Here is a 23,042-nt window from a genome sequence, read left to right as displayed (position 1 = left end):
TTGGCGCGGGTGGTTACACCCCGTTTGACGCGTGCCATGTTCCGCTAGCTCCTAGTTGAGGCCGTAAGGGGCCCAGAGCTTCACCCGGGCCGTATCGGCCTTGGCGAGCACTTCGGTACCGCGGTTCTGGCGAATATATTTGGCGTTGTGACTGATCAGGCGGTGGCGCTTTCCAGCGACCCCGTGCTTGAGCAGCCCCGAGGCCGTGAGCTTGAAGCGCTTCTTCACGCCGCTCTTGGTCTTGAGCTTGGGCATTTTCGTCTCCTTGTTACCCGCACTGAGCCAAGTCTTCTCTCGAAAACACGCTCGGGGGGCGACGTTATCGAATCGCCACGGCAGCCCTAACTGGCCGGACCATTCGTCTTTCCAACAATCTGGAAGAGCGGCGCCTATAATCAGCACGCGCCCTTGTGGCAAGCTCAGTCGAACAGCGAGCTGACGCTGCTCTCATCGGCGATCCGCTTGATCGCTTCGGCGATCAGCGGGGCGATGGTCAGGCGGCGGATCTTGCCGGGGGCGTCGGCTTCGCCCGACCAGATGGTATCGGTGACGACGAGCTCGCTAAGCTCGCTCGCCGCGACCCGCGCGGCGGCCGCGCCGGAGAGGACGCCGTGGCTGCAGTAAGCGAACACTTCCTCGGCGCCCTGCTGCTTGAGCGCGGCAGCCGCGTTGCACAGCGTGCCCGCCGAATCGACGATGTCGTCGATCAGTATGCAGCAATGGCCCTCGACGTCGCCGATGATGTTCATGACTTCGGATTCGCCCGCCCGCTCGCGGCGCTTGTCAACGATGGCGAGGGGCGCGTTGTCGAGCCGTTTGGCGAGGCTGCGTGCGCGGACCACTCCGCCGACATCGGGTGAGACGACCATTAACTTGCGCCCGCGAAACCGCGCCTGGATGTCCGCCGCCATTACCGGCGCGGCCCAGAGGTTGTCGGTTGGAATGTCGAAAAAGCCTTGGATCTGCCCCGCATGCAAATCCATCGACAGGACGCGGTTCGCGCCTGCGGTGGTGATGATGTTGGCGACTAGCTTGGCCGAGATCGGGGTGCGCGGACCGGGTTTGCGGTCCTGCCTGGCATAGCCGAAATAGGGCACGACGGCAGTAATCCGCTTGGCCGATGCGCGCCGCAGCGCGTCGATGCAGATCAGCAATTCCATGAGATTGTCGTTGGTCGGAAAACTGGTCGACTGGATCACGAAGACGTCCTCGCCGCGGACATTCTCGTTGATTTCGACAAACACTTCCTCGTCGGCGAAGCGGCGCACGCTCGCCTTGGTCAGCGGTACTTCGAGATAATCGCCAATGGCGCGCGCTAGCGGCAGGTTCGAATTTCCGGCGAGTAGTTTCATGTCGGTCCCCTTGGGTTGGCACCCCAATAGCGGCTGCCGCTTATTAGCCAAGCTTGCCGCCCAACATCGCCGCGCCTAACTGGGCAATGTGATCGACCAGCCCGCAGACCATTTGGCCATCGCCCTTGTCCAGATGAACCAGCGCGTCGGCGATCTTGCCGGCAATGCCGCGAAGATTCTCGAGTGGCGCGCGAAGGCCGCGGACGCGGATCTCGTTATGGTCCCCGAACTCCAGCTGACCGGTTATCCGCTCGAGGACCTCGTCCTGAAGCCCGAGTTCGTCCGCCGCAGCCTCGAGGCCGCGGAGCGCCTGGCCGACGCCACCGCCGATGGTGGTCCGGCGCTGTTGTTCGGCGCGCTCCACGTCGAGGAGGGGCTGGTCTATAATGCGATGATCCTGGCCGAAGGAGGCCGCGTGATCGCGCGGACGCTCAAGCACGAGCTTCCCAACTACGGCACTTTCGATGAAAAACGCGTGTTTGCGAGTGGCCCGCTACCCGTCCCAATGGAATTCCGCGGCGTGAAGATCGGTGTCCCGATCTGCGAGGATATCTGGCGCGAACCGGTCTGTGCCGCGCTCGCCAGGGCGGGGGCCGAACTGCTGCTCGTCCCCAACGGCAGCCCCTACGAGCTCGACAAGGACGACGTCCGCCTGCGTCTCGCGCAGGACCGAGCGACCGAGACCGGCCTGCCGCTGGCCTATCTCAATCGTGTCGGCGGGCAGGACGAGCTGGCGTTCGACGGATCGTCGTTCGTGATCGGTAGCTCGGGCGCGATCGTGGTGCAGATGCCCGATTGGGAAGAGGCGTTGCAGCTGACCGAGTGGCGGCGGGGGGCGACCGGCTGGACCTGCGAGACGCGGGCCACGCACGAGCTCGATCCTTACCCCGCCGACATTTATGCGGCGATGGTCACGGGGCTGCGCGGCTATGTCGGCGACAATGGCTTCCCCGGGGTCATCCTCGGCCTGTCCGGTGGAATCGACAGCGCGTTGAGCGCCGCGGTCGCGGTCGATGCGCTCGGCCCCGACAAGGTGTGGTGCGTGATGATGCCGTCGCGCTTCACCAGCGCCGAAAGCCTCGAGGACGCCGAGGGCTGCGCGAAGCTGCTCGGCGTCCGTCATGACGTCATCCCGATCGTCCCCGGGGTCGAGGCGCTGGACCAGATGCTGGCCCCCGCCTTCGCCGGAACCAAGCCCGGCCTCGCCGAGGAAAATATCCAGTCGCGGCTGCGTATGGTGACGCTGATGGCGCTCTCCAACCGCTTCGGTCCCATGGTCCTCACCACCGGCAACAAGAGCGAGATGTCAGTCGGCTATTCGACCATCTACGGCGACATGGCCGGCGGCTATTCGGTGCTCAAGGACGCCTACAAGACGACCGTCTTCGCTCTCTCGCGCTGGCGCAACGCCATCAAGCCCGATGGGGCGCTCGGCGCTGTTGGCCCGGTGATGCCTGAGCGCGTGATCGACAAGCCGCCCTCGGCCGAGTTGCGCCCCGACCAGAAGGACGAGGACAGCTTGCCCCCCTACGCCGTCCTCGACCGCATCCTCGACGCACTGGTGGAAAAGGAATTCTCGGTGCGCGAGACGGCTAAGCTCACCGGCGCGGATGACGAGCTGGTTGCCGACATCGAGCGCAAGCTGCTCCGCGCCGAGTACAAGCGTCGCCAAGCCCCGCCAGGCGTCAAACTCGGCGCCCGCAACTTTGGTCGCGACCGCCGCTACCCGATCAGCAACGCCTTCCACACGGGCAAGCCATGACCGTCACCACCCGCTTCGCACCGTCGCCGACCGGGCGGCTTCATGTCGGCAATATCCGCACCGCGTTGCACAATGCGCTGTTCGCGCTGCGCCATGGCGGGCGATTCCTGCTGCGCATCGACGACACCGATCGCGAGCGGTCGACGGCGCAGTTTGATCAATCGATTCGCGACGACCTCGACTGGCTCGGGCTGGTCCCTCAATCGGTAGTCCGGCAGTCGGAGCGGACCGCGCTGTACGAACGCGAGTTCGAGCGGTTGCGGGCGGCGGGACGGGTCTACGCCTGCCATGAAACCCCCGAGGAGCTAGACCTGCGCCGCAAGGTGTTACTCGGGCGCGGCCTGCCGCCGGTCTATGAGCGCAGGCCCGACGACGCGACTGTGCCCGACGGCGTCGCGCCGCATTGGCGGTTCAAACTCGAGCATGGCGCGCCGATTCTGTGGACCGATCTCGTTCGGGGCGAGCAGAAGTTCGACCCGGCGCTGATCAGCGATCCGGTGATCCGCCGCGCCGACGGCAGCTGGCTTTACCTGCTGCCGAGTGTGATCGACGACATCGACATGGGTGTGACGCATATCGTGCGCGGCGAGGACCATGTTTCAAATAGCGCCACCCAAGTGCAAATGTTCGCTGCCCTCGGTGCGCCCGTCCCGCACTTCGCGCACGAAGCTCTCCTTGTGGCCGGCGAGGGCAAGCTGTCGAAGCGGCTCGGGGCGGTCGGCGTGGAAGGCATGCGCGAGGCCGGGCTCGAGCCGATGGCGTTGCTGTCGCTGCTCGCGCGATTGGGGACGTCGCAGCCGGTCGAACCGCGGGCGCATCTCGTCGACCTGGCCGAGGGGTTCGATTTCGCTCATTTCGGCCGTGCGCCCGCTCATTTCGACCTCGCCGAAGTTGAGCAGCTCAACGCGCGCCTGCTCCACCATCTGGACTTCGCGGATGTGGCCGGCCGCTTGCCGAACGAGGCGAACGAGCCCGACTGGCTGCTGCTGCGCGGCAACATCGCGCACCTCAGAGAATATGGCGAGTGGCAGGCGGTGCTGGTCGGCGATTTGCTGCCGCCGGTTATTGCCGACGAAGACCGTACTTTCCTCGCCCAGGCCGCCGATCTTGCCGCACGGGTCGATTGGGCGGCCGAGCCGTGGGCCGAGCTATCGGCCGCACTCAAGGTGGCGACCGGGCGCAAGGGCAAGCCACTGTTTCATCCGCTGCGTATGGCGTTGACCGGTCGCGAGTCGGGACCGGAAATGGCGCCGTTGCTCAAGCGCATCGGCCAGGCGCGCGCGGTCGCTCGGCTAAGAGCGGTCTAGACGAGCAGGCAACACTGACGCTCCGGCTCGAGCTCGGCGAGGGCTGGCAGCGAAAGCAAGTGCGGCGGGGCTGGCCCCACGCCCCGCCGCACCCTATTCAGGCGCCATGTCGGTCATGCCCCCTCCCTCGAGTCCCCGCGCAGCGATCCGCGACTTCTTTGCCGTCGTCCGGCACAGCAGCCGCGAACAGGTCATCGGCGCGCTGCTCGCGATTCTCTCGACGATCATCATCATTATCCTGTTCCTCGTCGATCCGCAGATCAATACCGCCCCGCCGGCGACGATCGTCTATGTCGAGCAGTACGGCCCCGAACGCACCGACGCCGACATCAAGCGCGACCAGGCCAAGGACCAGGCCGAGCGCGACGCGTATAAGGAAGCCAAGAAGAAGCAGTTCCAGGAAATCGAGAAAAAGCTCGGCATGTGACCGACGGCAGGGGCCAGCGCGCAGCGGACGATGATCGCTGGATGGTGGAGGCCGTCGCGCTCGGCGAGCGCGCGCGAGGGCGAACCGCGCCAAACCCCAATGTCGGCTGCGTCATCGTTCGCGACGGTGAGGTTGTCGGCCGGGGCGCTACGGCGCCGGGTGGCCGGCCGCACGCCGAGGCGGTCGCGCTGGCCGAAGCCGGTGAGCGGGCACGGCACGCGACACTCTATACCAGCCTCGAGCCGTGCGCGCACCGCAGTGAACGCGGCCCAACCTGCGCCGCGCTGATCGCCGAGCACGGCGTCGTGCGCGTCGTCGCCGCGATTGAAGACCCCGATCCGCGCACCGCGGGAGAAGGCGCCGATGCCCTGCGTACCGCGGGAGTCGAGGTTATTGTCGGCCCGCTGGCCGCCGAGGCCGCATACTCGTTGTCGGGTTACCTCACCCGCCTCTCGCTCGGCCGCCCGCGCATCACGCTCAAGCTGGCGCTATCGATCGACGGCAAGATCGCGCTCCCGTCGGGCGAATCGAAGTGGATCACCGGCGAGGACGCGCGCGCCAACGTCCATCTCGAACGCGCCCATGCCGACATGATCCTCGTCGGCCGCGGCACCTATCTCGCCGACCAGCCGCGGCTCGACGTCCGCCTGCCCGGGCTCGAGGACTGGTCCCCGCGCCGTGCGCTGCTGACCCGGGGCGACGCGGTCGAGGGCTGGGAAATCCTGCATTCTCCGCAGGATGTGTTTGGCCTTCATGACGTCAACGACCTGCTGGTCGAGGGCGGATCGGCAACCGCCACCGCTTTCCTTGCCGCCGACCTCGTCGACCGCATTCTCGTCTACCGTGCCCCAATTCTGGTCGGTGAGGGGAAATCGTCGTTCGGCTACATCGGGCTCGACGCGATCGCCGATGCCCACGGACGTTGGCGCAGCGCGGGCGGGGTGACGCTTGGCATCGACCGGCTCGAAGCTTACGAGCGCGTCCGCTAAAGCCTGATCGATTGAGGCGAAAGCGCTTTGCGCTTCGACCGAGAGCGTGAATCAGGCTCTAATCATATGCCGAGGGAGTTTGCATGTTTACCGGAATTATCACTTCGATCGGTACCGTCCGCTCGGCCGAGCAGCGCGGGGACCTGCGGCTGACGATCGCCTGCGATTATGACCTTGCCACCGTCGATCTCGGCGCCTCGATCGCCTGCTCGGGCACCTGCCTGACCGTCGTCGACAAGGGTGACGACTGGTTTGCGCTCGAAGTGTCCGCCGAAACGGTATCATGCACCGCGAAGGGGCTGTGGCAGCAAGGAGCAAAGCTCAATCTTGAGCGCGCTCTTCGCCTTGGCGATGAACTTGGCGGGCACCTTGTTACCGGGCACGTGGACGCCGTCGCATCGGTCGCCGAGGTCATCGAGGATGGCGGCTCGCTCCGCGTCGCGATCGATGTCCCGCGTGAACTCGGCCCGATGATCGCCGCCAAGGGCTCTGTCACGCTCGACGGCGCATCGCTGACCGTTAACACGGTAGAGGATCGCGCCGACGCAACTCGATTTACCGTGAACCTCATTCCCCACACCGCCGACCATACAACGCTCGGCGGTATTGCCGCGGGACGGGAGCTTAACGTCGAAATCGACGTACTCGCCCGCTATCTGAAGAGAATGACCACCGCAGTGTGATATAATAGCTTTTAGTACACATTTTAATGTGATATAACGTCGTTCATGTCCATAAATCTGATCGAACGCCTGTCCGCCATCATCGAGACCGGCGAAGTCACCCGCGCCGGGCTCGCCCGCGCCGCCGGCCTCCACCCCAATTCGCTGCGAAAGCTCGGCGCAGCTGACTGGAACCCGACCGCCGACACGCTCGGCCGGCTGGAGAAACTGATTGAGCGCGGCACCGCCGATGTCCTCGTCGGTCCCGAAGCGATCATCGACGAAGCGCGCAACGGGCGGATGTTCATCCTCGTCGACGACGATGACCGCGAGAATGAGGGTGACCTCGTCATCCCGGCGCAGATGGCGACCCCCGACGCGGTCAACTTCATGGCGCGCCACGGCCGCGGGCTGATCTGCCTGGCCCTGTCCAAGGACCGTGTCGACCAGCTCGGACTCGAGCCAATGACGCCTAAGAACGGCACGCGCCACGAAACTGCTTTCACCATCTCGATCGAAGCGCGCGAAGGCGTCACCACCGGTATCTCCGCCGCCGACCGCGCGCGCACCATCGCCGTCGCGATCGACGCGAGCCGCGGCAGGGACGACCTCGTGTCGCCCGGTCACGTCTTCCCCCTTGTCGCCCGGCCCGGCGGCGTGCTGGTTCGCGCAGGACATACGGAGGCGGCGGTCGATGTCGCCCGCCTCGCCGGGCTCAACCCCTCGGGCGTGATCTGCGAGATCATGCTCGAGGACGGGACGATGGCCCGGCTCGACGATCTGATGTCGTTCGCGGCGACCCATGGCCTCAAGATCGGCACGATTCGCGATCTTATCGCCTACCGCCTGAAGAAGGACCATATGGTCGAGCGGATCGCCGAGACCCGCTTCACCAGCGCGCGCGGCGTGGCCTGGTCAGCGCAGGTGTTCCGCGACAAGGCCAATGGCGCCGAGCAACTGGCGCTGGTTCATGGCGCGCTCGACCCGTCGTCGCCGACGCTGGTGCGGATGCACGCGATCGACCTGTTCGCCGATCTTCTCGGCGAGATGGGCGAACGCTCGGGCCTCCTCCAAGGCGCAATGCGGATGATCGAGGAGGAAGGCTCGGGTGTCATCGTTACGCTCCACGCCGCCGCCACCGGCCGCTTGTCGCGCGCCACCGATCGTCGCTCGGGCAAAGTCGTCGAAGGCGGCGAGGAACTGCGCAACTATGGCGTCGGCGCACAGATCCTCGCCGCGCTCGGCATCCATGACATGATTCTACTCACCAACACGCGCCATGCCCCGGTCGGCCTGTCGGGTTATGGCCTCGCGATTGTCGAGGAACGCAGCATCACTGCGACGGACGCCTGACGTGGCCCATCTGCTGATCGCCGAGGCGCGCTTCTACGGCCACCTGAACGACATGCTGCTCGCCGGTGCGCGTGCCGCGATCGAGGCGGCGGGTCATACGCATGAAACGGTCACCGTCCCCGGCGCGCTGGAGCTTCCCGGGACGTTTGCGCTCGCGTCGGAAACCGACCGGTTTGATGCCTTTGTCGGACTCGGTGTCGTGATCCGCGGCGAAACCTGGCATTTCGAGATCGTCGCCGGCGAAAGCGCGCGGGGGCTGATGGCGCTGACAATGGACGGCGTCGCGGTCGGCAACGGCATCCTGACGGTCGAGAACGAGGCGCAGGCGATTGCTCGCGCCGACCCCGCGCAAGGCGACAAGGGCGGCGACGCGGCGAAGGCGGCGCTTGCCCTGCTTGCTGTCAAAAAGCGCTTCGCCTTGGCCTAATCGAGCGCCAGCCACACCTCATTGCGGCGCAGCGGGCCGGGGATCATCGGCGAATTATAGAAGGCATATTCGGGCTCGGATTCGGCCCGCTCGCCATTCCGCGCGAGCCAACCGCGCAGCCGGTCCTCCTGCTCAGCCAGGTCGCGGTCGTCGGGGCGCCCGGGGAACGACACCACCGCCACCTTGCGCGGCGGCAGCGTCACCAGCTCGATCTCGTGCGGTGGCAGCGGCAAGTCCTCCGCCTCGCGCCCCGCCGGCATGACAAACCGCGTGCGCCAGCCGCCTTCAATCTCATCGTCGAACAGCGGCGGGTCGCTCGCCATCGGGTCGCCCGAATCCTGCATCACCGGGACGGTCATGGCCAACGGTTCACCCGGCCGCGACTTGGCGAAGATATAGTCCGCCAGCCTACGAAATCCTTCATTCAGCGCCTGCTTGCGCGGCCCGTGCGCGATCGTTTCCGCGACGGTAATCGCGGGATAATCGCGAATCTCGAAGTCGTCATCGGTCCTGAGCGTGCGGTAATCGGGCTCGCCGGTCGCGCGCTCCTTGAGATAATAAAGCACAGCCCCGCCGATCAGCGCCGCGCCAGCCGCCAAGCCGACCCCCGCGAACAATTTCTTCCGCATCACGAATCTCCTCTTGGCGACAACCGGTCACGGGGCAGGCTGTTCCTTGGCCACCGTGATCGTCGTTCCCGAGCCCCCGGCTCTTGCCTGCGCGACCATATTCAACAAGGGCGCGTGCGGGAGGAAAAATGCTGAAATCGGACGAACGACTAACCAAGGCGCCGCACCGGCTTGCTTTTGCGTCACTGCTCACCGGCACCGCCGCGCTTGCGTTCGGCGCGTGGCTGGTCCGGCTTGCGGACACCGGGCCGGTCGCGGCGGCTTTCTGGCGCGTGGCATTGGCTGTGCCATTTCTGCTCCTCCTTGCCCGCGCGGTCGGCCAGCCACTGCGCTGGCCAGGCCGAGCCCTGTTCATCGCGATCGCCGCCGCCGCTTTCTTCTTCGCCGCCGATCTCGCCGCGTGGCACCTCAGCATACGGCTGACCAAGCTCGGCAATGCGACGCTGTTCGGCAACGTCTCGAGCTTCGCGTTCGCGGCGTGGGGCCTGTGGCTTGTCCGCCGCTGGCCGAGCCCGATGCAAGCGCTCGCGTTGCTTCTCGCCGCCACCGGGTCGGTGCTGCTGATGGCCCAGAGCGCCGAGCTCAGCGCCGCCAATCTGCGCGGCGACTTACTCGCACTCCTCGCCGGCGTTCTTTACGGCGTATACCTGATCCTGGTCGAGCGCGCGCGGGCGACGGTCGAGCCCCTCCCGCTGCTCGTGCTCGCCAGCAGTATCGGCGCGATCTGCCTCCTCCCGGCCGCACTAGCGATGGGCGAGCGCGTCATGCCTCACAATTGGACCCCGCTCATCGCGCTCGCCCTCCTGTCGCAAGTCGTCGGGCAGGGCTTGCTCGTGTTCGCGATCGGCGAACTGTCACCGCTCGTCGTCGGCCTCGCATTGTTGACCCAGCCGGCAATCGCCGCCGCGATCGGGTGGAGCGTCTATGGCGAGCGACTCGGGTGGCGTGACTGGACCGGCGCGGCGGCGATCGGCGTGGCGCTGCTGCTCGTACGCTTGCGTCCCGCGCCAGCCGAGCCCACCTAGGCGGAATGGACTCAACTCCCCTCGCTGACCTTCGTCGCAAGCTCGCCCTGCCAGTCGCCGAAAATGCCGTGTTTGACGGCTGGCGAGAAACCGCTGTCAACAGCGCGGCGGCGTCGCTCGGAGTCGATCCGGCTGTCGCGCGCCTCGCTTTCCCCAAGGGCCCGGCGGAGATGATCGCCGCCTATGTCGAGGCGATCGACGATGCGCTCACAGCGTCTTTTTCCGGCGAGGCGATTGCAGCGATGCGGGTTTCGCAGCGGATCCGCGCGATCCTGATCAAGCGATTCGAGCTCATGAGCACGGCGAAGGAAGCAATCCGGACAGCGCTCGCCATCCTTGCGCTGCCACAGAATATTCCGTCCGCAGCGCGGCTTGGCTGGCGCAGCGCCGACACCATGTGGCGCCTTGCCGGCGACACCGCGACCGATTTCAACCATTATTCGAAGCGCGCCATACTCGCGTCAATCTACACGGCAACTCTGCTCGTCTGGCTTGACGACGCCAGCGAAGGCCAGGCCGACACCATCGCCTTCCTCGACCGCCGCCTCGCCGGAGTGGCGCGCTTCGAGAAAGCCAAGGCGCAATGGACCGGTTCGGCCGAACGCCGACCCAGCCTGGCGCGATTCGCCGGCCGGTTGCGCTACCCGCCACGCTGAAGGCGCGCCCCTTCCCTTTTGCTCGAGTTAATGATAATCACTCGCAAATGAGCAAACCCCTTCTCAGCCTTGACGACCTCTCGCTCGGCACGCGCGCCGAGATCACGTCGATCGACTGGGCGTCGCTGGATCAGGGGGAGGCCTGCCGCCTGCGCCATTTCGGCTTCGACGAAGGGGTCCGGGTCGAACCGCTCCACCTCGGCCCGTTCGGCCGCGATCCGCTCGCCGTCCGTGTCGGGCGCATGACCGTCGCCATCCGCCGCGCCCATGCGCGCGCCGTGCGGGTGGTCCCGATCGCCGCCTGACGGCCCGCCCGTGAAACACGCCCCGCTGATCGCGGTCGTCGGTAACCCCAACGCCGGCAAGAGCGCGCTGTTCAACAGCCTTACCGGCGCGCGCCAGAAGGTCGGCAATTATCCGGGGGTCACAGTCGAACGCAAAGTCGGCAAGATGCTGCTTCCCGACGGCGCGCCGGCCGAACTGGTCGACCTCCCCGGCGCCTATGGCCTCGACCCGACCAGCCCCGACGAAGCGGTGACGCGCGACGTGCTCCTCGGCAAGCAGGCCGGCGAGCGGCTGCCCGACGCGCTGCTGATCGTGGTCGACGCCTCGAACCTCGACAATCACCTCCGCTTTGCGCTGCAACTGATCGACCTCGGCCTGCCGACCGTCATCGCGCTTAACATGATTGACCTCGCCAAGCGCGACGGCCTCGAGCTAGATGCCGCGAAGCTGTCAGAAGAACTCGGCGTCCCGGTCATCGAGACAGTCGCCGTCCGCAAGCGCGGCGTCGACGAGATCCGCGCCGAACTCGCAAAACTCATCGACACCCCGCGGATCGTCCGCGCCGGCAAGAGCCCCAGCCACGACGGTTTCGAGCTTCAGCGTCGCGCCCGCGCGATTGCCCTCGGCGCGATCATCCGCGAGGCTCCGGCGCGCAAGTTGAATCACAGCCTTGACGCAATCCTGCTCCACCCGCTGGCGGGCCCGCTGATTCTCGCAATGATCCTGTTCGTCATGTTCCAAAGCGTGTTCAGCGTCAGCGCGATTCCGGCCGATGCGATCGCCGCCGCAGTAGCCGACTTGGGCGCCTCGGTCGCGCCGCTGCTCCCGCACGGTCTCTTCCGCTCGCTGATCGTCGACGGGGTTATCGCCGGGGTCGGCGCCGTGCTCGTCTTCCTGCCGCAGATCCTGACACTGTTTTTCTTCATCCTGTTGCTCGAAGGCTCGGGATACATGGTCCGCGCGGCCTTCCTGATGGACCGGCTGATGAGTCGGGCCGGCCTGTCGGGCCGCGCCTTCATCCCGCTGCTGTCGAGCTTCGCTTGCGCAGTCCCGGGGATCATGGCGACGCGGACGATCGACGATCCGAAGGACCGGCTGGTGACCATCCTCGTCGCTCCGCTGATGACCTGTTCGGCGCGGCTTCCGGTCTATGCGCTGATCATCGCAGCCTTCATCCCGCGCCGCGATGTCGTCCCGGGTATCGGGCTGCAAGGCCTGATCCTGTTCGGCCTTTACGTCGCCGGCGTGGCCGGTGCACTGCTCGCCGCGCTGGTCCTGCGCCGCACCGTCGTGAGGGGCGGCGGCGGCGGCTTCATGATGGAACTTCCAAAATATCAATGGCCGCGCCCCGCCGATATCGCGATCGGCCTGTGGCAGCGCGTGATGATCTTCCTGAAACGCGCGGGCACGATCATCCTCACGACGACCGTGATCCTGTGGGCGCTCTCCTCCTATCCGCAGGCGCGCCCCGGCGAGAAGCAGAGCGAAGTCTCGATCGCCGGCCATATTGCCTCTGGGATCGAGGTCGTCGTCGCCCCGATCGGCTTCAACCATGACATCGCGCTCGCGCTGTTGCCCGCGATGGCGGCGCGCGAGGTCGCCGTCGCCGCCATCGCCACCGTCTATGCGATCGACAATCCCGACGACGCCAAAAATGCGCAGACCCTCGCGCAGCAAATGCGCAGCCGCTGGTCGCTCGCCACCGCGCTCGCCTTCCTCGCGTGGTTCGTGTTCGCGCCGCAATGCATCTCGACCATCGCCGTCACCCGGCGCGAGACCAATGGCTGGAAGTGGCCGCTGTTCATGGTCTCCTATTTGTTCGTGCTGGCCTATCTTGCCGCTGGCGTGACTTACTGGCTGGCGGTCGCGGCAGGGCTTGGCTAGAACCAGGTCCAAGGCGAACTGGAGAGAAAAATGGCTGGCAGCGTGAACAAGGTGATCCTCGTCGGAAACCTCGGCAAGGACCCCGAATCGCGATCGTTCGCCAATGGCGGCAAGGTCGTCAGTTTCTCGGTCGCGACCTCGGAAAATTGGAAGGACAAGAGCTCGGGCGACCGCAAGGAAAAGACCGAGTGGCACAACGTCTCGATCTTCTCCGAGGGGCTGGCGCGCGTCGCTGAGCAATATCTGAAGAAAGGATCGAAGGTCTATCTCGAAGGCCAGCTCGAGACCCGCAAGTGGCAGGACCAGTCGGGCAATGATCGCTACACGACCGATGTTGTGCTCCGTAATTTCAACAGCTCGATGGTGTTGCTCGACGGACGCGAAGGCGGCGCCGGTGGCGGCGCGTCGCGCGGTGGCGGCGGCGGCGGTTACGGTGACGAGTTTGGCGGCGGTGGCGGCGGATCGGGCCGGCCCCAGTCGCGTCCGCAGCCGGCGGCGTTCGACACCGACCTCGACGACGATGTCCCGTTCTGAGCGTTGATCTCTTCTAGAGGCTGCGCCCGGCCTCGATCAACGCCAGGGGGCTCGATCCGATATCGTTGGCGACCGCCACCAGGTCGGGTTCGTGGCTCTCCAGGAACGCGATGACCGCACCAAGCAGGCTCGGCTCACCCAGACGGGTGCGAAGCTGATCGGCGTCGAGTCCGGTCAACGCCAGAAACCGCTCCGCCCGCCTGGGTTCGTTCAGCGTCGCGGCCAAAGCGCGCAACGCTAAAGCGGCGGCGTCTTCGTTTGTCGCGCGCGACGTCATCGCCTATCAGCCTCCTCGAAATATGGTGCGGGACAAACGGTTGGCCAGGATTTTGGTAGTCGAGGACAATGCGCTGAACATCAAGCTGTTCTGCGACCTGCTCGCCGCGCATGGCCACGAAACCGAGGCGGTGACCGATAGCCGCGAGGCGCTGGCTTCGGCGCGCGCGTTCGGCCCTGATCTCGTCATCACCGACATCCAGCTGCCGCATATCACCGGGCTCGAACTGATGGGGCTGCTGCGCGGCGATCCCGACCTCAAGGATGTGCCGATCATGGCGGTCACCGCTTACTCGGCGCCGGGCGATGACGAGCGGATTCGGGCGGCAGGGGCGCAGGCCTACGTTTCAAAGCCGATCTCGGTCGCCAAATTCGCGCAGACCGTCGAGGCGCTGCTCACCCCGGCGGAAGATGCCGCGCAGCAAGAGCCTGAGCCCGAATCAGGAACGGGCGCCGCCGCAGGTGCGCAGACGCCCGGTACGGATGCTCAAGCGGATCCCGGGTCCAGCCCGGGATGACCTGCCTTCAGCAGGTCACTTGATCTTGGCTTCCTTGAAATCGACGTGCTTGCGTACGACCGGATCGTACTTGCGGAACGACATCTTCTCGGTCGTGTTGCGCGGGTTCTTCTTGGTCACGTAGAAAAAGCCCGTATCGGCGGAACTGACGAGCTTGATCTTGACGGTTGCCGGCTTGGCCATCGGACAAATCCCACGGATATAAAAAGGAAGAGCGGCCGCGCTGGGCCGCTCAAGCCCGGCCCCAATGACGCCCGGCCCCGTTTTTGTCAACCCGGACCGCGCTTTCGCCTCCGCGCTGTCACGGCTTTGACTCACCGTTAACGCATTTGGGCGACAAGGACCGGGACAACGGAGAATCAAGCCATGTCTAGTGATTCGCTGCAGCTGGTCCGGACGCGCATCGGTGAGCGTATCGCCGAGATCGAAGCCCGAGTCGGTCGTCTCAAGCCCATCGACATCCGCGCCAAGATGGACGCGATCCGCGTCATGGCCGCCGATCACGGTCTCGCCGCGCTGGAGGGCCTCGCCGATTTTGGTGCGCACCATGCGATGCTTCCGGGTCACCGCCAGGCGACTCGCTGCGCGCTCGAGCATATGGACGCGGCGCTGAACAGCAATTGCCCGTCCGACCGCCAGACGATCCTCGCCGCGATGGCGCAGCGGCTGCACTAATCCTGGTCGCCGCATCGAGACGCTTTTCGATCTAGTGATTTAGGAAAGCGTCTTCTCGAGAACGACGAATTCGAGATCATCGCGCTTGGGAATCCCGAAGCGCCGGTCGCCGAATGGAAACGGGCGGCGCTCGCCGGTCAGCGCATAACCGCGGCGCCCGTACCATGCGGCGAGTTCTTCTCGCTGGGCGATGACGGTCAGTTCGATTCGCTCCGCGCCGAGGTCGGCGGTGGCATGGTCCTCGGCGGCGGCGAGCATCATCCGCCCGAGCCCCGTGGCCTGTCGAGGTGGGTCGACCGTAAGCAAGCCGAGATAGGCGAGGCCCTGGCCGCGATCGGTCAACGAGACGCATGCCGCGATGCGCTCGCCATCGCGGAACACGAGAAGGTGCTGGGTCGGATCGGCCAATGCGGCATCGAGCTCGGCCAAGTCGGTACGTTGGCCGTCAAGCAGGTCGGCCTCGTGGCTCCAACCGACGCGGGCGCTGTCGCCGCGATATGCGGATTCGATCAACGCATGAAGAACGGGCAGGTCGTCGGTGGCGGCAAGCTCGAGCTTCACATCTTCCTCCACAAGTGGCGAATCAAAAGCCCGCCCGGATCGCTCCGGACGGGCCAATTGATAGCATTCGCCCGAGCAATTACTGCGCTGGCGAGATGTTCACCGCAGCGTACTTGCCGCGACGGTCGACCTCAATCTCGAACTCAAGCCGGTCGCCTTCGTTGAGCGTCGGCATGCCGGCGCGTTCGACGGCCGAAATGTGGACGAATGCGTCGGGCTGTCCGTCGTCGCGGCTGATAAAGCCGAAGCCCTTCATCGCGTTGAAGAACTTGACCGTGCCGCTGGCCTTCTCGCCGGTCAACTGGCGCTGCGGTCCGCCGCGGTCGCCACCCGGGGCAGCGCCGAAGCCGCCTTCGCGCGGAGCTGGCGGTGCACCGGTGCGAACGACTTCCATCGGCTCGCCGTCGATCCGTAGATTGGTCGCAGAAATGCGCCCGCCACGATCAACCAGCGTGAACTCGAGCGGCTGGCCGTCGGCAAGATCGGTCAGGCCGGCCTGCTCGACCGCGGAGATGTGTACGAACACATCCTCACCGCCGTCATCGCGAACGACGAAGCCGAAGCCCTTCTGCGGGTTGAAGAATTTGACAACCCCCTTGCCTTCGCCAACGACCTGGGGGGGCATGCCGCCACCAGCGCCAGCGCCACCGCCGCTGCGGAAACCGCCGCCGCCGCCAGGAGCACCACCGCCGCTGCGGAAACCGCCGCCGCCACCGCCGCCGGGACCGCCGCCGAAGCCGCCGCCGCCGCCGCGATAACCACCGCCGCCGCCGCCACGATCGCCGTAGCCGCCCGCTCCGCCGCCAGCGAAGCCGCCGCGGTCGGAACCACCGCCGAAGCTGCTGCCGCCCTCGTCACCACCAAAACTGTCGCGTTTGTCACGACCGCGTCCGCCGCGATCCCCTTTACGCCCTCGATCGAAACCCATTCAAACTCTCTTCAACGTGCCCCGACAGGACGAAAACCACCGCGCGGGGCCCATGGCGCGACTGGTATGTCACGCGAAAATCTCGCGCGCACGGCGAACCGCATATCGCAAAAACAGCCCCTCTCCTAGTGATTCGATGGCGAAGCACTGGAACTTGGCCGGGATTAGCGGCTATTGCCTGCAACGACGCGTCAAGAAACGACGTTCAAAGCAAGGAATCAGCAGCGTTGGCGATCCATTTCCATGAAGAAGACTTGCCCGACGGCGTGACCTTCGCCGACGGACCGATCGCGGTCGATACCGAGGCGATGGGGCTGATGCCCGGCCGCGATCGGCTGTGTCTCGTTCAGCTCAGTGACGGCGGCCCCGACGAGCATCTCGTCCGGTTCGGGCCGCAGAGCGATTATGCCGCGCCCAATCTGAAAGCGTTGCTCGGCGATCCCAACCGTCTGAAACTTTATCATTTCGGTCGGTTTGATGTGGCGATCATGCGTGCCTATCTCGGGATCATGGCCGCGCCGCTCTATTGCACCCGCACCGCTTCCCGCCTGGTGCGGACCTACACCGATCGCCACGGGCTGAAGGAATTGGTCAAGGAAATGCTTGGCCATGATATTTCCAAGCAGCAGCAGACCAGTGACTGGGGCGCACCCGAGATCAACGACGCGCAGCGCGACTATGCCGCATCGGACGTGCGCTTCCTGCACCGATTGAAGGCAAAGCTCGATGAGCGGCTCGAGCGCGAACAGCGAGTCGATCTGGCGAAGGCATGTTTCGACTTTCTGCCGCATCGCGCGTTGCTCGACCTTGCCGGCTGGGCCGAGCAGGATATTTTTGCGCATGCCTGACGCACCGACCAGCCGGTGACCGAATCGACCGCAACGCGCCGCGCCGCGGAGAAGCGCTGGGCCCGGCCGGGCAGTTCACACGATCACTTCGTAAGGCTGCTCAAGTTCGGCCTGCCGGCGGCGGTCGTGCTGTTGCTGCTGTTCCTTGCTATCGCGCCGTTCGGCAAGAAGAGCGAGGTTAGCTTCCTGCTCGACAAGAACAAGGCCGACAAGGCCCAGGAGCGGATGCGGGTCGAGCAGGCGCGCTACACCGGCGCCGACAACAAAGGCCAGCCGTTCGAGATCGTTGCCGACCGTGCGGTTCAGCAGTCGAGCGCGGTGCGGATCGTCGACATTAATGGAATGAGCGCCCGGCTCGGGCTCGACCAGGGCCCGGTGACGATCACCGCGGACCACGGACGCTATGATCTCGATGCGCAGAAAGTCGCGGTGCCCGGCGGAGTGCGGGTCGAGGACGGCAACGGATATCATCTCGAAACGAGCGGCGTGACGGTCGATCTCAAGACCAAGCAGCTGGATAGCGGTGGGCCGGTCAGCGGGACGATGAAGCTCGGCCAGTTCACCGCCGGCTACCTCTCGGCCGATCTCGGTACGCGAACGGTGACGCTCGGCGGCGGCGCTCGCTTGAAAATCGTGCAAGGGGCGGTCAAGGGAAGATGATGCATCGCATTTCCCTTCTCGCCGCCGGACTTGCCGCCGTGGTCGGTGCCGTCGGTTTGGCCAGCGCCGAGCCGGTTTCCGCGCTCAAGGGTCACAACAGCAATGCGCCCGTCGACGTCTCCGCCGACCGCATCGAGGTGCAGGACCGCGCCGACCGCGCGGTATTCGCGGGCAACGTCCACGTCCGGCAGCTCGAACTGACGCTCGATACCGCCCGGCTGACGGTCGCCTACACCAACAACAAGGGGGTCCAGATCCAGCGGCTCGATGCGTCGGGCGGGGTCGTGGTCAAGACCCCGACCGAGACCGCGCGCGGCGCGTTCGGGGTCTACGACCTCGACCGCAAGCTGATCACCCTCGTCGGCGGAGTCCAGCTCACCCGCGAACAGTCGAAGATCAGCGGCGCGCGGATGGTCATCGATCTTACCTCGGGTCGCGCTGTGGTCGACGGCGGCGCGCCGGGCGTCGACGGATCAGGCGGACGCGTCACCGGTCATTTCACCGTCCCGCAGCGCGGCGCGAAAGGCTGATGGCCGACGCCGCGCTCGTCGATCGCGGTGCGGCCGTGGACACTGGCGTGGACAGCGGCGTGGCCGTGCGCGGGCTCGAGGTCCACTCGATTGCCAAGTCATACGACAAGCGCGCGGTGCTGCATGACGTCAGCCTCAGCGTTTCGCGCGGCGAGGTTGTCGGCCTGCTCGGCCCCAACGGCGCGGGCAAGACGACCTGCTTCTATTCGGTCATGGGGTTGGTCAAGCCCGACGCCGGTCGGATCATCCTCGACGGGCAGGATATTACGCGGCTGCCGATGTACCGCCGTGCGGTGCTCGGGCTGGGTTACCTGCCGCAGGAGACATCGATCTTCCGCGGCCTGACGGTCGAGCAGAACATCATGGCGGTGATCGAGATCGCCGAGCGCGACAAGGATGTGCGCGCCGCTCGGCTCGAGCAATTGCTCGGCGAGTTCGGCCTGACCCGGCTGCGCGATTCGGCGGCGATGTCGCTATCGGGCGGTGAGCGGCGGCGGTGCGAAATCGCGCGCGCGCTGGCCGCCAATCCTTCGATCATGCTGCTCGATGAGCCATTCGCGGGGATCGACCCGCTTTCGATCTCGGACATTCGCGATCTGATCAAGGACCTCAGGCGACGCGACATCGGCGTCCTGATCACCGACCATAATGTCCGCGAGACGCTCGACATCGTTGATCGCGCCTGCATCATCTACGGCGGCGAAGTGTTGTTCCAGGGTAGCCCCGAAGCATTGGTCGCCAACGCCGATGTGCGAAGGCTCTACCTTGGCGAAAGCTTTGCGCTGTAGAGAGTAGGCGATGGGACTGGGTCCACGCCTCGACATAAGACAATCGCAGTCGCTGGTGATGACCCAGCAGCTGCAGGCGGCGATCAAGCTGCTTGCGCTGTCGAACCTCGAAATCGAGGCCTTCATCGCCGAGGAGCTGGCCAAGAACCCCCTGCTCGAAACGCGTGGTGGGGAGGCCGGCGAGACGGTCGTTGTGACCATCGACCGCGAAACCGGGGACGAGGCGGTCGACCCGAGCGGCGCCGATGAGTTGCTCGCGAAGGGCGACGACAGCGGCCTCGACATGGACTGGCGCGAGGCGGCGCTCGACAATGACAGCGCGTCCGATGTCGGCGGCGGATCGGACGAAGCGTTCGACTTCGACCGGCTGGCGGGGGGCGAGGCCGGCCTGTCCGAACATCTCATGGCGCAACTGCACGGCGCGGGCGGGCGGCTCGGCGAGTTGGCCGAGGCAATCATCCGCGAGCTGGAGGAAACCGGCTATCTCTCGACCCCGATGGAAGCGCTGCAGGCCGCAAGCGGCGCGAGCCGGCGTGAGCTCGAAGAGGCGCTGGCCCTCGTCCAGTCGCTCGATCCGCCGGGGATCGCGGCTAGCAGCCTGGCCGAATGTATCGCGCTGCAGGCCAAGGCGGCCGATCGCTATGACCCGGCCATGGCGCGGCTGATCGACAATCTCGACCTCCTCGCGCGCGGCCAGATGAAGGATCTGAAGCGTATCTGCGGGGTCGACGACCAGGATCTCGCCGACATGGTCCGCGAATTGCGCAGCTATGATCCCAAGCCAGGTTGCCGCTTCGCCGACAAGGAGCCCGAAACCGCCGCGCCCGATGTCTTCGTGCGGCGAACCGGCGCGGGCTGGTCGGTCGAGTTGAACAGCGCATCCTTGCCGCGCGTGCTTCTCAACCGCCGCTATCACCTCGAACTGAAGGCAGGAGCGACCGACAAGGCGTCGAAGGCATGGCTCGGCGACTGCCTCGCCAGCGCGCACTGGTTGGTGAAGGCGCTCGACCAGCGTGCCCGGACGATCGTCAAGGTCGCGAGCGAGATCGTCAAGCGGCAGGAAGGCTTTTTCCTCGGCGGCGTTTCGGCGATGCGCCCGCTCACCCTGCGCGACGTTGCCGAGGCGATCGAGATGCATGAATCGACCGTCAGCCGGGTGACGTCGAACAAATATCTGCTGTGCGAGCGGGGGATTTTCGAGTTGAAATATTTCTTCGGCTCGGGCGTCGGCAGCAATGATGGCGAGGGCGCCGCTGCCGAGGCGGTCAAGGCAGCGATCGGCAAGCTCATCCACGACGAGGCCGACATCCTCAGCGACGATACGCTGGTCGATCTGCTCAAGGAAAAAGGCTTCGACCTCGCCCGCCGCACCGTGGCCAAATATCGCGAGGCGATGGGCATCGGATCATCGATCCAGCGCCGGCGACAACGGAAGATGGCGGGAGGCTGACGTCAGGCGCTGAGCTTCGCCCACACCGGCAGATGGTCGCTCGCTTTCGACGCCGCGACGCTATGATGCACCCCGCATGCCACGATCGTCAGGCTGCGCTCGACGATGATCCGGTCGAGCGCTACGACCGGGCGCCGAGCGTGGAAGCTGAGCCCGGTGTCGGCCATCGTGTAGCCCCGCGCGAATTCCTTCAGCACCCGGCTGCCCTCGCGCCATTCGTTGGTGTCGCCCATGATCACCGTCGGCATCGGCCGGTGGCGGCGCGCAATATGGTCGAGGATGCGCATCACCTGCCGCTTGCGCCACAGCCCCGACAGGTCGAGGTGCATGCCGACGACGCGCAGCTCCTGCCCGCGCACGTTGAGTTCGGCCAGCACCGCGCCGCGCGGCTCCAGCGTCGGCAGGTCGAGCGCCTCGAACCCAATGACCTCGACCTCGCGCTTCACCAGGATGGCATTGCCGTGCCAGCCGAGGTTCTTCGTCCCGAGCCCCAGCTTCGACTCCAACGTTTCGCCAAACGGGATCGCCTGGGCGAGCCGCGAGTGGCTCACCCCAAACTCGACCGGCTTGTACAATCCGTGGCTGTCGATCAGCGCATGCGGCACCGCCGACGCGCGCGTCCCGAACCGTTTATCGGCCTCCTGCAGCGCAACGACGTCCGCATCGATCTCGCGCAGTACCTCGAGCACCCGCTCGGGCCGCCGCCGCCGATCGATCCCGATCGCCTTGCGCATGTTGTAGGACGCGACGGTGATGGTTGGGGAGGTCACGCGGTGCCAACCTTCCCCGACCGTGCCGGTTCCTCAAACGTCCAGATTGGCCACGCTCAACGCATTGTCCTGAATGAATTCGCGGCGGGGTTCGACGACGTCGCCCATCAGGCGGGTGAAGATCTCGTCGGCGACGTCGGCCTGCGGGACTTCGACGCGGAGCAATGTGCGGTTCGACGGATCGAGCGTGGTTTCCCACAATTGCTCGGCGTTCATTTCGCCCAGCCCTTTGTAGCGCTGGATCGAAAGGCCCTTGCGGCCGGCGGCGAGAACCGCGTCGAGCAATTCGGACGGGCGGGTGACGGGCACGGCCTTCTTCGTGTCGGCCGCCGCTTCCTCGATCTGGTCCTTTGCGTCCTCACCCTCGACTGGAGCGGGGGCGATTTCGACTGGAGCGGTCGACTTGCGAACCGTGCGGAGGATCGCCGGCTTCGAATATAGCGGGCCCTGTTCGCCGGCGAGGCTGTGCAGCTTGCGCGCTTCGGCCGAGCTGAGGAAGGCCGGCTCGACAATCGTTACATCGGTTACCCCGCGCCACAGGCGGCGCAGCAGGAAACCACCCTCGGCGGCAATCTCGCCGGTCCAGGTCGCTTCCAGATCACCCGCGCCCTGCCACGCCGCGACGCGCGTGATCATCGCCAGGCGACTGCCCCGATCGAGCGCCGGATCGAGCGCGCCGGACAGCGCCAGCGCCTCGATCAGCGAAGGATCATACTTCTTCGGCGCGTAGCGCATCAGCGTGCGCATTCGCCGCGCATGTTCGACCAGCGTGCGCAGGTCGGCGCCGGAGCGTGGCCCGTCGCTGGTCTCAAGCAATAGCCCCTCGAGCCCGGCATTGACGAGATATTCGTCAAGCGCCGAATCGTCCTTGACGTACACTTCCGACCGCCCGCGCGCGACCTTGTAGAGCGGCGGCTGGGCAATGAAGAGGTGACCGGCGGCAATCAGTTCGGGCATCTGGCGGTAGAAGAAGGTCAGCAGCAAGGTGCGGATATGTGCGCCGTCGACGTCGGCGTCGGTCATGATCACGATCTTGTGATAGCGCAATTTTTCAAGGTTGAATTCTTCGCGCCCGATCGAGGTGCCGAGCGCCTGGATCATCGTCCCGATCTCCTTCGAGCCGAGCATCCGGTCGAATCTTGCGCGTTCGACGTTGAGGATCTTGCCCTTGAGCGGCAAAATCGCCTGGATGTTGCGGTCGCGGCCCTGCTTGGCCGACCCGCCGGCCGAGTCACCCTCGACGAGGAACAGTTCGCACTTGGCGGGATCGCGTTCCTGGCAGTCGGCGAGCTTGCCGGGGAGCGAGGCGATGTCCATCACCCCCTTGCGGCGAGTCAACTCGCGCGCCTTCTTGGCGGCCTCTCGCGCGGCAGCGGCGTCGATCGTCTTCTGGATGATCGAGCGGGCGTTGGCGGGATTCTCCTCGAGCCACTCGGCCATCTTGTCGCTCATCAGGCTTTCGAGCGGCTGGCGCACTTCCGAGCTGACCAGCTTGTCCTTGGTCTGCGACGAGAATTTGGGATCGGGCAGCTTGACCGAGACGATCGCGGTGAGGCCCTCGCGCATGTCGTCGCCGGTCAGCGTGACCTTTTCCTTTTTCAGCATCCCCGATTTCTCGGCGTAATTGTTGAGCGTGCGGGTCAGCGCGGCGCGGAACGCGGCCATGTGAGTGCCGCCATCGCGCTGGGGGATGTTGTTGGTGAAGGGGAGGACATTCTCGTAGTAACTGTCGTTCCACTCGAGCGC

General features: G+C 65.8%; 27 protein-coding genes and 1 pseudogene. 19 read left to right on the top strand and 9 right to left on the bottom strand.

Annotated features, from left to right (window positions below; all coding sequences use genetic code 11):
• Positions 1 to 51 precede the first annotated feature (51 nt).
• Positions 52 to 255 (bottom strand): 50S ribosomal protein L35, encoded by a 204-nt coding sequence (gene rpmI / locus Q0R27_RS11270; protein ID WP_293944704.1) that lies wholly within the window; start codon positions 253 to 255, stop codon positions 52 to 54.
• A 164-nt stretch (positions 256 to 419) separates the two neighbouring features.
• On the bottom strand, positions 420 to 1,352 hold the full coding sequence (locus tag Q0R27_RS11265) for a ribose-phosphate pyrophosphokinase (RefSeq protein WP_293944702.1): 933 nt from the start codon (positions 1,350 to 1,352) through the stop codon (positions 420 to 422).
• Positions 1,353 to 1,464: 112 nt separating this feature from the next.
• Here Q0R27_RS11265 and Q0R27_RS11260 point away from each other — a divergent pair, with 112 nt between their 5' ends.
• The 7 genes from Q0R27_RS11260 to ribH all read left to right on the top strand — a co-directional run bounded on the left by Q0R27_RS11260 (position 1,465) and on the right by ribH (position 8,279).
• Positions 1,465 to 3,114 carry an NAD+ synthase gene (locus tag Q0R27_RS11260; RefSeq protein WP_293944700.1) on the top strand — a complete coding sequence of 550 codons (1,650 nt, stop codon included), beginning with the start codon at positions 1,465 to 1,467 and terminating at the stop codon, positions 3,112 to 3,114.
• On the top strand, positions 3,111 to 4,421 hold the full coding sequence (locus Q0R27_RS11255) for a glutamate--tRNA ligase (RefSeq protein ID WP_293944698.1): 1,311 nt from the start codon (positions 3,111 to 3,113) through the stop codon (positions 4,419 to 4,421). Before Q0R27_RS11260 ends, Q0R27_RS11255 begins: the two co-directional genes overlap by 4 nt.
• Positions 4,422 to 4,536: 115 nt before the next feature.
• On the top strand, positions 4,537 to 4,848 hold the full coding sequence (locus tag Q0R27_RS11250; protein WP_293944696.1) for a hypothetical protein: 312 nt from the start codon (positions 4,537 to 4,539) through the stop codon (positions 4,846 to 4,848).
• The gene (ribD, locus tag Q0R27_RS11245; protein WP_293944694.1) at positions 4,845 to 5,837 is read left to right on the top strand and encodes a bifunctional diaminohydroxyphosphoribosylaminopyrimidine deaminase/5-amino-6-(5-phosphoribosylamino)uracil reductase RibD; all 993 of its coding nucleotides are present in this window, start codon (positions 4,845 to 4,847) and stop codon (positions 5,835 to 5,837) included. The genes Q0R27_RS11250 and ribD overlap by 4 nt, the downstream gene beginning before the upstream one ends.
• An 83-nt stretch (positions 5,838 to 5,920) precedes the next feature.
• Positions 5,921 to 6,520, top strand: coding sequence for a riboflavin synthase (locus Q0R27_RS11240; protein WP_293944692.1), 600 nt, complete (start codon positions 5,921 to 5,923; stop codon positions 6,518 to 6,520).
• A 45-nt stretch (positions 6,521 to 6,565) separates the two neighbouring features.
• Positions 6,566 to 7,852, top strand: coding sequence for a 3,4-dihydroxy-2-butanone-4-phosphate synthase (ribB, locus tag Q0R27_RS11235; protein ID WP_293944691.1), 1,287 nt, complete (start codon positions 6,566 to 6,568; stop codon positions 7,850 to 7,852).
• 1 nt (position 7,853) lies between these two features.
• Positions 7,854 to 8,279 carry a 6,7-dimethyl-8-ribityllumazine synthase gene (gene ribH, locus Q0R27_RS11230; protein ID WP_293944690.1) on the top strand — a complete coding sequence of 142 codons (426 nt, stop codon included), beginning with the start codon at positions 7,854 to 7,856 and terminating at the stop codon, positions 8,277 to 8,279.
• Here ribH and Q0R27_RS11225 read toward each other — a convergent pair.
• Complete coding sequence (locus tag Q0R27_RS11225; protein WP_293944688.1) at positions 8,276 to 8,908, bottom strand: heme-binding protein; 633 nt, start codon at positions 8,906 to 8,908, stop codon at positions 8,276 to 8,278. The two genes, ribH and Q0R27_RS11225, sit on opposite strands and share 4 nt — an antisense overlap.
• Before the next feature lie 128 nt (positions 8,909 to 9,036).
• On the opposite strand from Q0R27_RS11225, the gene Q0R27_RS11220 reads away from it, so the two are divergent.
• From Q0R27_RS11220 to ssb, 5 genes are read left to right on the top strand one after another with little or no spacing between them, the layout of a single operon-like run.
• Positions 9,037 to 9,933 carry a DMT family transporter gene (locus tag Q0R27_RS11220; protein WP_293944686.1) on the top strand — a complete coding sequence of 299 codons (897 nt, stop codon included), beginning with the start codon at positions 9,037 to 9,039 and terminating at the stop codon, positions 9,931 to 9,933.
• 5 nt (positions 9,934 to 9,938) lie between these two features.
• Positions 9,939 to 10,589, top strand: coding sequence for a COQ9 family protein (locus tag Q0R27_RS11215; RefSeq protein WP_293944685.1), 651 nt, complete (start codon positions 9,939 to 9,941; stop codon positions 10,587 to 10,589).
• Between the two features lie 47 nt (positions 10,590 to 10,636).
• A complete protein-coding gene (locus Q0R27_RS11210) occupies positions 10,637 to 10,894 on the top strand; it encodes a FeoA family protein (RefSeq protein ID WP_293944683.1) in 258 nt (85 codons plus the stop codon).
• Between the two features lie 10 nt (positions 10,895 to 10,904).
• Positions 10,905 to 12,758: a ferrous iron transporter B gene (locus Q0R27_RS11205; RefSeq protein WP_293944681.1), complete on the top strand. Its 1,854-nt coding sequence runs from the start codon at positions 10,905 to 10,907 to the stop codon at positions 12,756 to 12,758.
• A 30-nt stretch (positions 12,759 to 12,788) separates the two neighbouring features.
• Entirely contained in the window at positions 12,789 to 13,292 is a 504-nt protein-coding gene (gene ssb / locus Q0R27_RS11200) for a single-stranded DNA-binding protein (RefSeq protein ID WP_293944679.1), read from the top strand.
• 13 nt (positions 13,293 to 13,305) lie between these two features.
• Here ssb and Q0R27_RS11195 read toward each other — a convergent pair whose 3' ends face one another.
• The gene (locus tag Q0R27_RS11195) at positions 13,306 to 13,569 is read right to left on the bottom strand and encodes a DUF3572 family protein (protein ID WP_293944678.1); all 264 of its coding nucleotides are present in this window, start codon (positions 13,567 to 13,569) and stop codon (positions 13,306 to 13,308) included.
• Positions 13,570 to 13,591: 22 nt separating this feature from the next.
• Between Q0R27_RS11195 and Q0R27_RS11190 the strand changes: the two are divergent.
• Positions 13,592 to 13,966: pseudogene (locus Q0R27_RS11190) on the top strand (response regulator); the annotation flags it as partial.
• A 135-nt stretch (positions 13,967 to 14,101) separates the two neighbouring features.
• Here the strand turns inward: Q0R27_RS11190 and rpmG are convergent.
• Positions 14,102 to 14,269: a 50S ribosomal protein L33 gene (rpmG, locus tag Q0R27_RS11185; protein WP_293944677.1), complete on the bottom strand. Its 168-nt coding sequence runs from the start codon at positions 14,267 to 14,269 to the stop codon at positions 14,102 to 14,104.
• A 183-nt stretch (positions 14,270 to 14,452) separates the two neighbouring features.
• On the opposite strand from rpmG, the gene Q0R27_RS11180 reads away from it, so the two are divergent.
• Positions 14,453 to 14,761 carry a hypothetical protein gene (locus Q0R27_RS11180; RefSeq protein WP_293944676.1) on the top strand — a complete coding sequence of 103 codons (309 nt, stop codon included), beginning with the start codon at positions 14,453 to 14,455 and terminating at the stop codon, positions 14,759 to 14,761.
• Between the two features lie 39 nt (positions 14,762 to 14,800).
• Here the strand turns inward: Q0R27_RS11180 and Q0R27_RS11175 are convergent, their stop codons facing one another.
• Together Q0R27_RS11175 and Q0R27_RS11170 are read right to left on the bottom strand one after the other, a co-directional pair.
• Positions 14,801 to 15,322, bottom strand: coding sequence for a GNAT family N-acetyltransferase (locus Q0R27_RS11175; RefSeq protein ID WP_293944675.1), 522 nt, complete (start codon positions 15,320 to 15,322; stop codon positions 14,801 to 14,803).
• A 79-nt stretch (positions 15,323 to 15,401) separates the two neighbouring features.
• Positions 15,402 to 16,250 carry a cold-shock protein gene (locus Q0R27_RS11170; protein WP_293944673.1) on the bottom strand — a complete coding sequence of 283 codons (849 nt, stop codon included), beginning with the start codon at positions 16,248 to 16,250 and terminating at the stop codon, positions 15,402 to 15,404.
• A gap of 227 nt (positions 16,251 to 16,477) precedes the next feature.
• On the opposite strand from Q0R27_RS11170, the gene Q0R27_RS11165 reads away from it, so the two are divergent.
• From Q0R27_RS11165 to rpoN, 5 genes are read left to right on the top strand one after another with little or no spacing between them, the layout of a single operon-like run.
• Entirely contained in the window at positions 16,478 to 17,098 is a 621-nt protein-coding gene (locus tag Q0R27_RS11165) for a ribonuclease D (protein WP_293944671.1), read from the top strand.
• A 15-nt stretch (positions 17,099 to 17,113) separates the two neighbouring features.
• A complete protein-coding gene (lptC, locus tag Q0R27_RS11160) occupies positions 17,114 to 17,758 on the top strand; it encodes an LPS export ABC transporter periplasmic protein LptC (protein WP_293944669.1) in 645 nt (214 codons plus the stop codon).
• The gene (locus tag Q0R27_RS11155; RefSeq protein WP_293944667.1) at positions 17,758 to 18,288 is read left to right on the top strand and encodes an LptA/OstA family protein; all 531 of its coding nucleotides are present in this window, start codon (positions 17,758 to 17,760) and stop codon (positions 18,286 to 18,288) included. Before lptC ends, Q0R27_RS11155 begins: the two co-directional genes overlap by 1 nt.
• Positions 18,288 to 19,076: an LPS export ABC transporter ATP-binding protein gene (lptB, locus tag Q0R27_RS11150; RefSeq protein ID WP_293944664.1), complete on the top strand. Its 789-nt coding sequence runs from the start codon at positions 18,288 to 18,290 to the stop codon at positions 19,074 to 19,076. Before Q0R27_RS11155 ends, lptB begins: the two co-directional genes overlap by 1 nt.
• Before the next feature lie 10 nt (positions 19,077 to 19,086).
• On the top strand, positions 19,087 to 20,526 hold the full coding sequence (gene rpoN, locus Q0R27_RS11145; RefSeq protein ID WP_293944662.1) for an RNA polymerase factor sigma-54: 1,440 nt from the start codon (positions 19,087 to 19,089) through the stop codon (positions 20,524 to 20,526).
• Between the two features lie 2 nt (positions 20,527 to 20,528).
• On the opposite strand, the gene Q0R27_RS11140 is transcribed toward rpoN, so the two are convergent.
• A complete protein-coding gene (locus Q0R27_RS11140) occupies positions 20,529 to 21,260 on the bottom strand; it encodes an endonuclease/exonuclease/phosphatase family protein (protein ID WP_293944757.1) in 732 nt (243 codons plus the stop codon).
• A 69-nt stretch (positions 21,261 to 21,329) separates the two neighbouring features.
• A partial coding sequence (locus Q0R27_RS11135) for a toprim domain-containing protein (protein WP_293944660.1) occupies positions 21,330 to 23,042 on the bottom strand: 1,713 nt, incomplete at its 5' end.

Origin of the sequence: Sphingomonas sp. (assembly GCF_025362505.1) — a bacterium.
In the GTDB taxonomy this organism is placed as follows: domain Bacteria; phylum Pseudomonadota; class Alphaproteobacteria; order Sphingomonadales; family Sphingomonadaceae; genus Sphingomicrobium.
The sequence above is the reverse complement of the archived record's forward strand: the minus strand, read 5'-3'. Positions and strand labels throughout refer to the sequence as shown.

Excerpts from the sequence above, each read along its gene's own strand:
- rpoN (WP_293944662.1), top strand. The coding sequence starts at position 19,087 with ATGGGACTGGGTCCACGCCTCGACATAAGACAATCGCAGTCGCTGGTG.
- Q0R27_RS11155 (WP_293944667.1), top strand. The coding sequence starts at position 17,758 with ATGCATCGCATTTCCCTTCTCGCCGCCGGACTTGCCGCCGTGGTCGGT.
- rpmI (WP_293944704.1), bottom strand. The coding sequence starts at position 255 with ATGCCCAAGCTCAAGACCAAGAGCGGCGTGAAGAAGCGCTTCAAGCTC.
- Q0R27_RS11240 (WP_293944692.1), top strand. The coding sequence starts at position 5,921 with ATGTTTACCGGAATTATCACTTCGATCGGTACCGTCCGCTCGGCCGAG.
- Q0R27_RS11140 (WP_293944757.1), bottom strand. The coding sequence starts at position 21,260 with ATGCGCAAGGCGATCGGGATCGATCGGCGGCGGCGGCCCGAGCGGGTG.
- ribB (WP_293944691.1), top strand. The coding sequence starts at position 6,566 with ATGTCCATAAATCTGATCGAACGCCTGTCCGCCATCATCGAGACCGGC.
- Q0R27_RS11215 (WP_293944685.1), top strand. The coding sequence starts at position 9,939 with ATGGACTCAACTCCCCTCGCTGACCTTCGTCGCAAGCTCGCCCTGCCA.
- lptB (WP_293944664.1), top strand. The coding sequence starts at position 18,288 with ATGGCCGACGCCGCGCTCGTCGATCGCGGTGCGGCCGTGGACACTGGC.
- Q0R27_RS11225 (WP_293944688.1), bottom strand. The coding sequence starts at position 8,908 with ATGCGGAAGAAATTGTTCGCGGGGGTCGGCTTGGCGGCTGGCGCGGCG.
- Q0R27_RS11220 (WP_293944686.1), top strand. The coding sequence starts at position 9,037 with ATGCTGAAATCGGACGAACGACTAACCAAGGCGCCGCACCGGCTTGCT.
- Q0R27_RS11180 (WP_293944676.1), top strand. The coding sequence starts at position 14,453 with ATGTCTAGTGATTCGCTGCAGCTGGTCCGGACGCGCATCGGTGAGCGT.
- Q0R27_RS11255 (WP_293944698.1), top strand. The coding sequence starts at position 3,111 with ATGACCGTCACCACCCGCTTCGCACCGTCGCCGACCGGGCGGCTTCAT.
- rpmG (WP_293944677.1), bottom strand. The coding sequence starts at position 14,269 with ATGGCCAAGCCGGCAACCGTCAAGATCAAGCTCGTCAGTTCCGCCGAT.
- Q0R27_RS11250 (WP_293944696.1), top strand. The coding sequence starts at position 4,537 with ATGCCCCCTCCCTCGAGTCCCCGCGCAGCGATCCGCGACTTCTTTGCC.
- Q0R27_RS11195 (WP_293944678.1), bottom strand. The coding sequence starts at position 13,569 with ATGACGTCGCGCGCGACAAACGAAGACGCCGCCGCTTTAGCGTTGCGC.
- Q0R27_RS11210 (WP_293944683.1), top strand. The coding sequence starts at position 10,637 with ATGAGCAAACCCCTTCTCAGCCTTGACGACCTCTCGCTCGGCACGCGC.
- Q0R27_RS11170 (WP_293944673.1), bottom strand. The coding sequence starts at position 16,250 with ATGGGTTTCGATCGAGGGCGTAAAGGGGATCGCGGCGGACGCGGTCGT.
- Q0R27_RS11265 (WP_293944702.1), bottom strand. The coding sequence starts at position 1,352 with ATGAAACTACTCGCCGGAAATTCGAACCTGCCGCTAGCGCGCGCCATT.
- ssb (WP_293944679.1), top strand. The coding sequence starts at position 12,789 with ATGGCTGGCAGCGTGAACAAGGTGATCCTCGTCGGAAACCTCGGCAAG.